The organism is Terrabacter sp. Root181 (genome assembly GCF_001428505.1).
Taxonomy (GTDB): domain Bacteria; phylum Actinomycetota; class Actinomycetes; order Actinomycetales; family Dermatophilaceae; genus Terrabacter.
In genome coordinates this window covers 431,784-444,398 of record NZ_LMHU01000007.1, presented here as the reverse complement: position 1 = coordinate 444,398, position 12,615 = coordinate 431,784, and the positions used below count along the sequence as shown (strand labels likewise).

The 12,615-nt window shown below is 72.1% G+C and carries 8 protein-coding genes and 1 riboswitch; of the genes, 5 read left to right on the top strand and 3 right to left on the bottom strand.

What is annotated here, in order from left to right:
- Nucleotides 1–17 precede the first annotated feature (17 nt).
- From ASD90_RS16260 to ASD90_RS16245, 4 genes are all read left to right on the top strand, one after another.
- On the top strand, nt 18–497 hold the full coding sequence (locus tag ASD90_RS16260; protein WP_056758778.1) for a dihydrofolate reductase: 480 nt from the start codon (nt 18–20) through the stop codon (nt 495–497).
- Nucleotides 498–698: 201 nt separating this feature from the next.
- Entirely contained in the window at nt 699–1,592 is an 894-nt protein-coding gene (gene dapA, locus ASD90_RS16255; protein WP_056758775.1) for a 4-hydroxy-tetrahydrodipicolinate synthase, read from the top strand.
- A gap of 66 nt (nt 1,593–1,658) precedes the next feature.
- On the top strand, nt 1,659–3,344 hold the full coding sequence (locus ASD90_RS16250; RefSeq protein ID WP_056758772.1) for a ribonuclease J: 1,686 nt from the start codon (nt 1,659–1,661) through the stop codon (nt 3,342–3,344).
- Between the two features lies 1 nt (nt 3,345).
- Entirely contained in the window at nt 3,346–4,458 is a 1,113-nt protein-coding gene (locus tag ASD90_RS16245; protein WP_056758770.1) for an endonuclease/exonuclease/phosphatase family protein, read from the top strand.
- 82 nt (nt 4,459–4,540) lie between these two features.
- Here the strand turns inward: ASD90_RS16245 and ASD90_RS16240 are convergent, their stop codons facing one another.
- Nucleotides 4,541–5,938, bottom strand: coding sequence for an aminotransferase class V-fold PLP-dependent enzyme (locus ASD90_RS16240; RefSeq protein ID WP_082588790.1), 1,398 nt, complete (start codon nt 5,936–5,938; stop codon nt 4,541–4,543).
- A gap of 36 nt (nt 5,939–5,974) precedes the next feature.
- Nucleotides 5,975–6,100: riboswitch (SAM riboswitch) on the bottom strand.
- Nucleotides 6,101–6,280: 180 nt separating this feature from the next.
- Between ASD90_RS16240 and ASD90_RS16235 the strand changes: the two genes are divergently transcribed.
- A complete protein-coding gene (locus ASD90_RS16235) occupies nt 6,281–9,232 on the top strand; it encodes a DNA translocase FtsK (RefSeq protein WP_082588800.1) in 2,952 nt (983 codons plus the stop codon).
- A gap of 67 nt (nt 9,233–9,299) precedes the next feature.
- On the opposite strand, the gene ASD90_RS16230 is transcribed toward ASD90_RS16235, so the two are convergent.
- On the bottom strand, nt 9,300–9,977 hold the full coding sequence (locus ASD90_RS16230) for a response regulator transcription factor (RefSeq protein ID WP_056758767.1): 678 nt from the start codon (nt 9,975–9,977) through the stop codon (nt 9,300–9,302).
- Complete coding sequence (locus ASD90_RS16225; RefSeq protein ID WP_056758765.1) at nt 9,974–12,610, bottom strand: sensor histidine kinase KdpD; 2,637 nt, start codon at nt 12,608–12,610, stop codon at nt 9,974–9,976. The genes ASD90_RS16230 and ASD90_RS16225 overlap by 4 nt, the downstream gene beginning before the upstream one ends.
- Nucleotides 12,611–12,615: the final 5 nt, after the last annotated feature.

Here is a 12,615-nt window from a genome sequence, read left to right as displayed (position 1 = left end):
CTGGGAGCCTTGGCGCCATGACCACCGCCCTGCCGAACGTCACGATGATCGCCGCCGTCGGCCGCAACGGCGTGATCGGCGACGGGCTGACGATGCCGTGGCACCTCTCCGAGGACCTCAAGTTCTTCAAGCGCACCACGATGGGCCACCCGATGGTCATGGGCCGGCGCACCTACGACTCGATGGGGACGCTGCCCGGCCGGCGCAGCGTCGTCGTGACCCGGCAGCGTGACTGGAGCGCGCCCGGCGTCGAGGTCGCGCACTCCCTCCCGGAGGCGCTCGCGCTCGTCGCCGACGCCGAGCAGGTCTTCGTCGTCGGCGGGGGAGAGGTCTACCGCCAGGCCATGCCGTATGCCGTCCGCCTCCTCGTCACCGAGGTCGACCAGTCGCCGGAGGGCTCCGTCACGTTCCCCGCCATCGACCCGTCGGTCTGGGCCCCGACCAGCCGCGACGAGCAGCCCGGCTTCGCCTGGGTCACCTACGAGCGGCGCGGCTGACACGGCATACGGCATCGGCCGGGAAAAGGTCCGAACGGGCTGTAACGCACGTCGGCGACCAGCGATGTAGTCAGTGGCGAGGCACTACTCGGACCCCCGAGCGAGTAGTGCCTCGCCGTTCGCGTGCCCGGCGTGAGCGGCGCGCGCGTCCGAGGTGGGCGCGGCGCCGTGCGCACGGGCACTGGCGCTAACCTTGGGCGCATGGCTGACACACCCGCCCTCGGACGTGTTCTCTCGGCGATGGTCACGCCCATGCGGCCAGACGGCTCGATCGACCTCGACGCCGCCCAGCGGGTCGCCGCCCACCTCGTCGACGCCGGTCACGACGGCCTCGTCGTCTCGGGCACGACCGGAGAGTCGCCCACCACCTCAGCCGAGGAGAAGGACGAGCTGCTCCGCGCCGTCATCGAGGCCGTCGGCGACCGCTGCGTCGTCATCGCCGGAGCCGGCAGCAACGACACCGCCAAGAGCGTCGAGTCGGTGCGCCACGCCCAGAAGGCCGGTGCCGACGCCGTCCTCGCCGTCACGCCCTACTACAACAAGCCCCCGCAGGCCGGCCTCGTCGCCCACTTCACCGCCCTGGCCGACGCGAGCGACCTTCCCGTCATGGTCTACGACATCCCGGGCCGGTCCGGCATCGCGATCGCCCGCGAGACCTACCTGCGCATCGCCGAGCACGACCGCATCACAGCCGTGAAGGACGCTCGAGGCGACCTCTGGTTCGCGAGCGAGATGATGCAGGAGACCGGCCTCGACTGGTACTCCGGCGACGACGCCATGAACCTCGCGCACTTCGTCAACGGCGCCGTCGGCTTCGTCGGCGTCACGTCCCAGGTGGCCCCCGCGGCCTACCGCGAGATGGCCGACGCCGTCGTCGACGGACGCTGGGAGGACGCCCGCGCCGTGCACCGACGCCTCACCCCGATCGTCGACGCCGTCATGAACGTCACCCAGGGCGCCATCATGGCCAAGGCCGGACTGGCCGTGCAGGGACTCATCGAGTCGCCGGCCGTGCGCCTTCCCCTCGTGCCGGCGGACGAGGAGCAGACCACCCTCGTCCGCGCGGCGATCTCGGCACTCACGGCGGCCGGATGACCCGCCCCACGACCTCCGACCGGAGCCCCCGACGGCCCGGCAGCACCACCGAATGACAGGACACCTGTGAGCCACCCCCACCCCGAGCTGACCACGCCCCCCGCCCTCCCCGACAACGGCCTGCGGGTCGTCGCGCTCGGCGGGCTCGGCGAGGTCGGACGCAACATGGCCGTGCTGGAGACGAAGGGCAAGCTCCTCGTCATCGACTGCGGCGTGCTCTTCCCCGAGGACCACCACCCCGGTGTCGACCTCATCCTCCCGGACTTCACCTACATCGCCGACCGGCTCGACGACATCGAGGCCATCGTCCTGACCCACGGCCACGAGGACCACATCGGCGCGGTGCCCTACCTGCTCAAGCTCAAGGGCGACATCCCCATCATCGGCTCCACGCTGACCCTCGCGCTCGTCGAGGCGAAGCTCAAGGAGCACCGCATCCGGCCGTACTCCATGGCGGTCAAGGAGGGCCAGCGCGAGAAGCTCGGCGTCTTCGACCTCGAGTTCGTCGCGGTCAACCACTCGATCCCGGACGCGCTCGCGGTCTTCGTGCGCACCGAGGCCGGCACGCTGCTGCACACCGGCGACTTCAAGATGGACCAGCTGCCGCTCGACGGCCGCCTGACCGACCTGCGCGCCTTCGCCCGCTTGGGCGAGGAGGGCGTCGACCTCTTCCTCACCGACTCGACGAACGCCGACGTCCCCGGGTTCACGACGCCCGAGCTCGAGATCGCCCCGGCCATCGACAAGGTCTTCCGTCATGCCGAGCGACGCATCATCGTCGCCTGCTTCAGCAGCCACGTGCACCGCGTCCAGCAGGTGCTCGACGCGGCCGAGAAGGCCGGCCGCAAGGTCGCCATGGTCGGCCGCTCGATGGTGCGCAACATGGGCATCGCCGCCGAGCTGGGCTACCTCAAGGTGCCTGACGGCATCCTCATCGACATCAAGAAGATCGACAGCCTGCGTGACGACGAGCTCGTCCTCATCTGCACGGGGTCCCAGGGCGAGCCGATGGCGGCCCTGTCACGCATGGCCAACCGCGAGCACCGCATCGACGTCGGTCCCGGTGACACCGTCCTGCTCGCGAGCAGCCTCATCCCCGGCAACGAGAACGCCGTCTACCGCATCATCAACGGCCTGATGCGCCTCGGCGCCAACGTCGTGCACAAGGGCAACGCCAAGGTGCACGTCTCGGGCCACGCCAGTGCCGGCGAGCTGCTCTACTGCTACAACATCGTCAAGCCGCGCAACGTCCTTCCCGTGCACGGCGAGTGGCGCCACATGTACGCCAACGCCCAGCTCGCGATCCAGTCGGGCGTCCGCGAGGACAACGTCGTCCTGGCCGAGGACGGCGTCGTCGTCGACCTCGTCGACGGTGTGGCCGAGGTGACCGGCGTCGTCGAGTGCGGCTACGTCTACGTCGACGGCAGCAGCGTGGGCGGGGCAGACGAGGCCCTGCTCAAGGACCGCCGGATCCTGCGTGACGAGGGCTTCATCACCTGCATCGTCGTGCTCGACGCGGCCACCGGCAAGATCGCGAGCGGGCCCGAGATCACGGCGCGCGGCTTCGTCGAGGACGAGGAGATCTTCCAGCAGGTCATCCCGAAGGTCGAGCGGGCCATCGAGGAAGCCGTTGCCAACGGCGTCCGCGACGACCAGCAGCTCCAGCAGGTCATCCGCCGCACGGTCGGCTCGTGGGTCGGCGGCAAGATCCGCCGTCGGCCGATGATCATCCCGGTCGTGCTGCAGGCCTGACGTGACGGTGCAGCAGGTCGACGGGGGGACCGCGCACGACGACGCGGAGGCCGACCCCGGGCACGTCCCACCGGGCGTCACGCCGGGCGCTTCACGCGCTTCAGGCGCCTCGGGCGACCCGGGCGCGGCGGCGAGCCGTCGCCGCGGATGGCTGCGTCGCCGCTGGGTCGACGTCGCCATCGGCGTCGCCCTCCTCGTCCTGGTCGCCGTCGGGGCGTTGCGCTGGTACGACTCGACGGCATACGTCGTCGTGGTGCTCCAGACGGCGGGCCCCTTCGTCGTCATCGGCCTCATGCTGCTCGCGGTCGCCACGCTCGTGCTGCGCCGATGGTGGATGCTGCTGCCCGTCGTCGCCGCGCTCGTGGTCGCGGCCACGGTCGCGGCGCCGGCCTTCTGGGCGACGTCGTCACCGAAGACCGACCGCGACCTCACCGTCATGTCGGCGAACGTGTGGGTCGGCTCGGCCAACGCCGGGCAGCTCATGGACGCCGTGCGCTACCACGCCGTCGACGTCCTCGTGCTGACCGAGGCGACGCCCGCGTTCCTGCGCCGAATGGACACCGAAGGCGCCGGCGACTACTTCTCCCAACGCGAAGGGGTCGCGCGGGCCAACACCTCGAACGGGACGATGGTCCTGTCGCGCTACCCGCTCTCGGTGCGCAGCCTCGGCACCGACCCCGACGTCGAGGGCACCCGGAGCGTCCAGCCCGAGCTCGACGTCACGGTGCCCAACGGCACGGTGCGCCTCAAGGTCGCGCATCCGGCGGCGCCGCTCCGCGGTGACACCGTCGAGTGGCGCGCCGGTCTGCGCGCGCTCCAGTCATGGAAGCAGCGACTCGACGGCGACGAGCTCGTCGTCATGGCCGGCGACTTCAACGCGGACGTCGGCCACCCCGGGTTCCGCGACCTCGCCGCGGGCCTTGCCGACGCGCAGCTCACGGACGGACAGGGCTGGGTGCGCACGTGGCCGTTCGCGGGCAACCGCCTGCCGCCGTTCGTGCAGCTCGACCACCTGCTGAGCCGTGGCCTCACGGTCGTCGCGGCCGGTCAGGTGGCGTACAACCGGGCCGACCACGCGGCCGTCTGGGCGAGCTACGGGCTGCCCGCGCGCTGACCGCCGTGACCGACCGCCGTCACCGTGCGACCGCGCGGGCCCGCGGTGGCAGACGGACCCGCTCAGCGGCATGCGCCCTTGGTCACCAGGGACGCTCGACCTCGACGTCGCGCGGGTCGGCGCCCTCGAGCGCCCACCCGGTCTCGGTGATCGTCCACTGGGCGTCCGTGCCGTGCTCGACGAGCCGCGCGACGGCGGCGACGAGGCGCTCGACGCCCTCGAGGGTGCTGCCGAGTCCGATGCTGGCGCGCACGGCCGTGGCCGAGCGCTCGCCCCACGGGTCCTCGAGCAGCTCGTCGACGAGCAGGTGGGCGCAGAACTTGCCGTCGCGGACGCCGATGCCGTGCTCGACGGAGAGGACCTGCGAGACGAGCGAGGAGTCCCAGCCGTCGATGGTGAACGCGACGACGCCGACCCGGTCGCTGTCGTCGCCGAAGATCGAGAGGACCTCGACGCCCGCGACCTCGTCGAGTCCGGCGCGGAGCCGCCCGAGCAGGCGTGCCTCGTGCTCCTCGATGGCCTCGCGGTGGCGGCTGATCGTCGAGCAGGCCGCGGCGAGCGCGATGGCGCCGATGACGTTGGGGCTGCCGCCCTCGTGACGCGCCGGGCCCGTGGCCCACGTCGTGCCGTCCTCGGTCACCGACCGCGTGGCGCCGCCGCCGAGCAGGTAGGGGTCGCCGGCGTCGAGCCAGTCGGAGCGCCCGGCGAGGACGCCCGCGCCGTAGGGGGCGTACGTCTTGTGCCCCGAGAACGCGACGTAGTCGGCGTCCCACGCGGCGAGGTCGATGGTGCGGTGCGCCGACAGCTGGGCGGCGTCGACGGCGATCCGGGCGCCGTGCTCGTGGGCGAGGGCCGCGAACCGCTCGACCGGCCAGACCTCGCCCGTGACGTTCGAGGCGGCGGTGACCACGACGAGGCGGTGGCGCGACGGGTGGTCGGTCAGCGCCTCCTCGAGCAACGCGTGGGCGTCCTCGACCGTCTGCGGGACGGGGAGGCGCACCGTGCGGAAGCGGCCCCACGGCAGCAGGGTCGAGTGGTGCTCGGTGCCGAAGACGAAGACCGTCGTTCGGCTCGGCAGCGCCTTGCTCAGCAGCGCCCAGGAGTCGGTCGTCGTGCGGGTGAAGATCACGCTCTCGCCCTCGCGCGCGCCGACGAAGGCGGCGACCTCGGCGCGGGCCTGCTCGTACCACGCGCTCGTCAGCCGCGAGGCGAAGCCGGCACCGCGGTGCACCGACGAGTAGGTCTCGAGCGCGCGGTCGACGGCCGCCTTGACCGTCTCGAGGGCCGGCGTCGAGGCCGCGTGGTCGAGGTTGGCATATGCCGTGTCGCCGTGGAGCGTGGGCACGCGCAGTCCCGAGCCGACGACGGTGGGCAGCGTGCGCGCCTCGGGCACGACGTGCAGGGCCCTCGCGCGGACGAGGGGGGCGGGTGAGGCGCCGCACAGGGAGGCGCCGGGGTGCGTCGAGGGAAGGACCGACATGAGAGTGCTCCTGGGTCGTGGGACCCACCCGGTGCAGGTCCGCGCTTGCCGACCTCGATCACGCGTTCGGACCGAGGGCGGCCTGGTCGTCACCCGGAGCACCCCACCGCGGAGGAGGGTTGCTGGCCAGCGAGCCGGGGCTTGTCACTGGCACTCATGACCTGCGCACGACGATAGGGGGGCCGGTCGCCGGATGTCCACCGGTCGGTCCGTGGGTGTCGCGATCTGAGACGGCGACTGCTCCAGGGTGCGCGCACGGCACCAGTCGGCCCGGTCACAGAGATCGGCGGTGTTGCGCGTGTGACGCGTGAGTTCACCGGTGCGTTGACGTACGGTGCCAACATGGCGTCTCGTCCGTCCACCAGCCAGCGCTCGAGCACCGCCGCGGCCACACGCGCCAAGGGGTCAACGGGCAGCGCCTCGTCACGCCCTCCCGCAGCCCGGTCGACGCGGCCCGCGCAGCGTAAGCCCGCGGCTCGCAAGCCGGCCGCCAAGACGGCGTCCAAGACCCGCGGCGGGGGCCTGCCGTTCCCGCTCGGCGCCATGCGCAACACGTGGATGGGGGTCTCGCACATGGCCGGGGGAGCGGTGCGCCGCGTCGGCCACAGCGCCGCCGACCTCGAGCCCGAGCACCGACGCGACGGCATCGGCTTCGCCCTCATCGCGCTCGCCGTCGTCGTCGCCGCCCGCGAGTGGTGGGGCGTCTCCGGGACCTTCGGCCAGGTCGTGCACGCCGTCTTCGCCGGCACCTTCGGCCGCGTCGCGTACGCCGTCCCGCTCGTCCTGCTCGCCCTCGGCCTGCGCATGCTGCGCGCTCCCCAGGACGACGCTGCCACCAACCGCATCGTCGTGGGCACCATCGCGCTGACGTTCGCCGCATGCGGACTGTCGCACCTCGCCGACGACATCCCCAACCCACCCGACGGCGCCGACGGCATGCGCGCCGCCGGCGGCATCCTCGGCTTCCTCGCCTCGAGCCCGCTCGCGGCCGCCGTCTCCACCTACGGCGCCCTCGTCCTGCTCATCCTGCTCGGGCTCTTCGGTCTGCTCGTCATCACGGCGACGCCGGTCAACATGATCCCAACCCGCATGCGCCAGCTCCGCGCGCTCGTCATCGACCGCGGTCACGTCGACGACCAGCCCGACGAGGGCGACGACGCACCCGCGGCCGCGGTCAAGCGCGCGCGCCGCAAGCCTGTCGACCTCTCCGACCGCGATGGCGACGAGGCCTTCCGCCAGGCGGCCCAGAAGGCCCTCGAGGACGAGGCGACCACCCGCCTGCGTCCCGGGGAGAAGCGCCCGACGCCTCCCGGGCTGCTGGCTCCCCGTCCCGGCGGCGAGAAGGGCGGCGAGAAGGTCATCGACGCCACCGACCCCAAGACCCTCGGGGCGCCCGACACGAGCAAGATCGGCCCCAGGGCCGAGCTCATCCCGCCGCCCATGTCCGACCTGCCGGCCCGTGTCGAGCAGCTCAGGCTCGGTGGCGACATCACCTACCAGCTGCCCGACCACTCGATGCTGACGCCGGGCCCGCCGCACAAGACCCGCAGCGAGACCAACGACCGCGTCGTCGAGTCGCTGACCAACGTCTTCGACCAGTTCGACATCGACGCCGCCGTCACCGGCTTCACGCGCGGACCGACGGTCACGCGCTACGAGGTCGAGCTCGGCTCGGGCACCAAGGTCGAGCGGGTCACCGCACTCTCCAAGAACATCGCGTATGCCGTCGCGTCGGCCGACGTGCGCATCCTCAGCCCCATCCCGGGCAAGTCGGCCATCGGCATCGAGATCCCGAACCTCGACCGTGAGAACGTCTCCCTCGGCGACGTCCTGCGCAGCCACACGGCCCGCGGCAACGAGCACCCGATGGTCATGGGCGTCGGCAAGGACGTCGAGGGCGCCTACGTCATCGCCAACCTCGCGAAGATGCCGCACCTGCTCGTCGCCGGCGCCACCGGTTCCGGCAAGTCGAGCTTCGTCAACTCGATGATCACCTCGATCCTCATGCGCTCGACGCCCGAGGAGGTCCGGATGATCCTCGTGGACCCCAAGCGCGTCGAGCTCACGGCATACGAAGGCATCCCGCACCTCATCACGCCCATCATCACCAACCCGAAGAAGGCCGCCGAGGCCCTCGCGTGGGTCGTCAAGGAGATGGACCAGCGCTACGACGACCTCGCGGCGTTCGGCTTCAAGCACGTCGACGACTTCAACAAGGCGGTCCGCGCCGGCAAGGTCAAGCCACTGCCGGGCTCCGAGCGCCAGATCACGACCTACCCGTACCTCCTCGTCGTCGTCGACGAGCTCGCCGACCTCATGATGGTCGCGCCGCGCGACGTCGAGGAGTCGGTCGTGCGCATCACCCAGCTCGCGCGCGCCGCCGGCATCCACCTCGTCCTCGCGACGCAGCGCCCGTCGGTCGACGTCGTCACGGGCCTCATCAAGGCCAACGTGCCCTCGCGCATGGCGTTCGCCACCTCGAGCCTCGCCGACAGCCGCGTCGTCCTCGACCAGCCCGGCGCCGAGAAGCTCATCGGCCAGGGTGACGCGCTCTTCCTGCCGATGGGCGCGAGCAAGCCGATGCGTGTGCAAGGCGCGTGGGTCAACGAGTCCGAGATCCACGAGGTCGTCAAGTTCGTCACGACCCAGCTCAAGCCCAACTACGTCGAGAACGTCACGGTCGCGGCGCCCAAGAAGCAGATCGACGACGACATCGGCGACGACCTCGACGTGCTGCTCCAGGCCACTGAGCTCGTCGTCACGACCCAGTTCGGCTCGACCTCGATGCTCCAGCGCAAGCTCCGGGTCGGCTTCGCCAAGGCTGGCCGCCTCATGGACCTGCTCGAGTCACGAGGCGTCGTGGGACCGAGCGAGGGGTCCAAGGCCCGCGACGTGCTCGTGCGCCCCGACGACCTCGAGCAGACGCTCGCGCTGTTGCGCGGTGAGGACGTGCCGCACCCCAACGAGCCCGTCGACGCCGACGAACTCGCCGAACTCGCCGAGCTCGCCGAGCTCGTCGAGCCCGCTGAGCCGTACGCCGCCCCGCCGGTCGACGTGGAGCCCGCCGCCGTGTCGGCCGGCTACGCCGAGGAGCCGGCCGAGGAGGTCGCGCCGCAGCGCACGGCCTCGCTCGTCGCCGAGCGCGGTGAGCGGCGTGCGCACGAGGACGAGACCACCGCGGTCCCGACGGCGCGGTGGACGCCCGGCGACCTGACGCGCACGGTCGACGAGGACGACGAGGAGTCCGAGGACGCCTGGAACCTCACCGACCGCGGCGGCCGAGAGCGCTACTGACCCCAACGTCGAAAGGCCACAAACCGGACGGGTCGCGCGGCACACCGGTTTGTGGCCTTTCGACGGTTCAGGGGACGAAGCGGTAGCCGAGGCCGGGCTCGGTGAGGAGGTGGCGCGGGTTGGCCGGGTCGGGCTCGAGCTTGCGGCGCAGCTGGTTGGCGTAGACGCGCAGGTAGTTCGACTCGCGGCCGTACGACGGCCCCCAGACCGCGCGCAGCAGGTCCTGCTGCTGGACGAGATGACCGGGCTCGCGGCACAACGCCTCGAGCACGCGCCACTCGGTCGGCGTGAGACGGACGTCCTCGCCCTCGACCGTCGCCCGCCGCTCGGCGAAGTCGAGGACGAAGTGGTCGGTCACCACGGGCCCGAGGTGTCGGCCCAGGTCCCCGCCGCGACGCACGGCCGCCCGCACCCGGGCGAGGAGCTCCTCGACGCCGAAGGGCTTGGTGACGTAGTCGTCCGCACCGAGGTCGAGCGCCTCGATCTTGTCGTCGGACTCGTGCCGGGCCGACAGGACGATGACGGGGACGACGGACGCTGCCCGGATGCGGCGCAGCACCTCGGTGCCGTCGAGGTCGGGGAGGCCGAGGTCGAGGATGACGACGTCGGGCGCGTCCTCGGTGACCGACTGCACCGCGGTGCGGCCGTCGGCCGCCGTCACGACCTCGTTGCCGTGGGCCCGGAGCGCGATCGTCAGGGTGCGTTGCAGCCGCGGGTCGTCGTCGACGACGAGCACTCGGGTCACGGGTCCTCCTCGTGGGCCGTCCGGTCGTTCGAGGTGATCTCGCCACCCACATCGGGGTCGGCACCACCTCGAACGGGGGGAGCCGGCGGGGCGGACGTGAGTGGCAGCTCGACGACCATGGTGAGCCCACCCCCCGGCGTGTCCTCCGCCACGAGCGAGCCTCCCATGACGGTCATCAGCCCGCGGGCCACGGCGAGCCCGAGCCCGAGGCCGTCGCCCTGCGGCGCGTCGCCGACGCGTTGGAACGCGGCGAAGATCCGGTCCTTGTCGGCGTCGGGGACACCCGGGCCGCGGTCGATGACCCGCAGCTGCACGGCCTCGCCGATGCGGCCGGCCGTGATGCGGACCTCGGCGTCGACGCTGTGACTGAGCGCGTTCTCGACGACGTTGGCGAGCACCCGGTCGAGCAGGCCGAGGTCCGTGCGTACCAAGGGGAGGTCCGGCTCGAGGTCGACCTCGATGCGCTGTGGGGCGGACGTCGTGCGCACCGTCGACACGACGGCGTCGAGCAGGTCGATCGAGTGGTGGTGCGCCCGCACGGCGCCGGTCTCGAGACGGGACAGGTCGAGGAGGTTGCCGATGAGGGCATCGAGGCGGTCGGCGCTCTCCTCGACGGACTCCAGCAGCTCGGCCTCGTCCTCGGGTGACAGGTCGAGCCCGGACTGGCGCAGCGTCGAGACGCCGGCCTTGATGCTCGAGAGAGGTGTACGCAGGTCGTGCGAGACCGCGGCCAGGAGCGTCGTCCGTGCGGCGTTGTCCCGAGCGAGCCCGGCGGCCTCGCGCGCGGCCCGGACGAGCTGCTCGCGTCCGTGCAGGATCGCGGCGTGGGTGGCGTACGCGTTGACGACGCGCTGGTCCTCGGCCGCCACGGGCGGTCCGTCGAGCAGCAGGTGGACGCCGTCGTCGACGGTGACGTCGAGCGCCCAGACGGCGGTGGCCGGGAGCACGCTGCCGGGCGGCAGGTGCGGGTCGGTCGACGCCACGACGGTCGACGGACGGTCCTGGTGCGCCTCGGTCAGCACCGCCGCGCGCATGCCGAGGTCGTCGCGTGCCCGGTCGAGCAGGGCCGGCAGCGGGCGCGGCTCGGCGAGCAGGTCACGGCTCATCGCGGCGAGCGCCGACGACTCCCGCTCGGCGGAGACGGCCTGCTCGGTGCGCCGGGCCGCGACGTTGACGACCGACGAGACCGCCATGGCGACGAGCACGAAGACGGCGAGGGCCAGTGCGTTCGGTGGGTCGCTGATGGTCAGCGTGCCGCGGGGCTCGGTGAAGAACCAGTTGACGACGAGCGAGCCGACGACGGCGCAGAAGAGCGCCGGCCAGATGCCTCCCACCAGGGCACAGGCGACGGTCAGCGCGAGGTAGAGCAGCAGGTCGAGGGAGAGGGTGTGCCCCTCCTGGGTGGCCACGAGCACTGCGGTCAGTCCGATCAGGGCGACGACGGCGAAGAGCATCCCGGCCACGACCCGGCGGGGAGGCAGGCCCGTCGCGCTCGGGCGACGGCTGCCGATCTTCGACCCCTCGTGCGGGACGAGGTGGACGTCGATGTCGCCCGAGCCGTCTGCGACCTCCGACGCGATGCTCGGACGCAGGATCTGCTGCCACCGGCTCCGCCGGCTGACCCCGACCACGATCTGCGTCGCGTTGACCCCGCGGGCGTGGTCGAGGATCGCCTCCGCCACGTCCTGGCCGGAGACGTCCTGGAACTCCGCTCCGAGGTCGCGCGCCAGTCGGTGCAGTCGAGCCAGGACGGCAGGGTCGGTCGAGGTGAGTCCCTCGGACGACCGGACGTGACAGGCGATGAGGTCGCCGCCGGCCGCTCGGGTGGCGATCCGGGCCCCCCGTCGGAGCAGCGTCTCGCTGCCGGCGCCGCCGGTCAGGGCCACGACGACGCGTTCCCTGGTGGGCCAATGGTCGCGGATGCCCTGGTCGGCCCGGTAGCGCTCGAGCGCCTCGTCGACCCGGTCCGCGAGCCAGAGCAGCGCGATCTCGCGCAGCGCGGAGAGGTTCCCGGTCCGGAAGTAGTTGGCGAGCGCCGCGTCGACCTTGTCGGGTCCGTAGATGTTCCCGTGGGCCATGCGGCGGCGCAGCGCCTCGGGCGACATGTCGACGAGCTCCACCTGGTCGGCCCGGCGCACGACCTCGTCGGGCACCGTCTCCTGCTGGCGGATGCCGGTGATCGACTCGACGACGTCGTTGAGCGACTCGAGGTGCTGGATGTTGACGGTCGAGACGACGTCGATGCCGGCCTCGAGGATCTCCTCGACGTCCTGCCAACGCTTCTCGTGCTCGTCACGCGAGGCGTCCCCGGCCCCGTCGCCCGACGGGGCGACCGAGCCGGGGACGTTGGTGTGGGCGAGCTCGTCGACGAGGACCACCTGGGGGTGGCGCTCGAGGACCGCGGCGACGTCGAGCTCGGTGAGCCGGCTGCCGCGGTACTCGACCGCACGACGAGGGAGGATCTCGAGGCCCTCGAGCATGACCGCCGTGTGGGCACGTCCGTGGGTCTCGACGTAGCCGACGACGACGTCGGTGCCACGCGAGAGGCGCCGGTGCGCCTCGTCGAGCATCGCGACCGTCTTGCCGACCCCGGGCGCGGCCCCGAGGTAGATCCGAAGCGACCCTCGACCCATGCGCT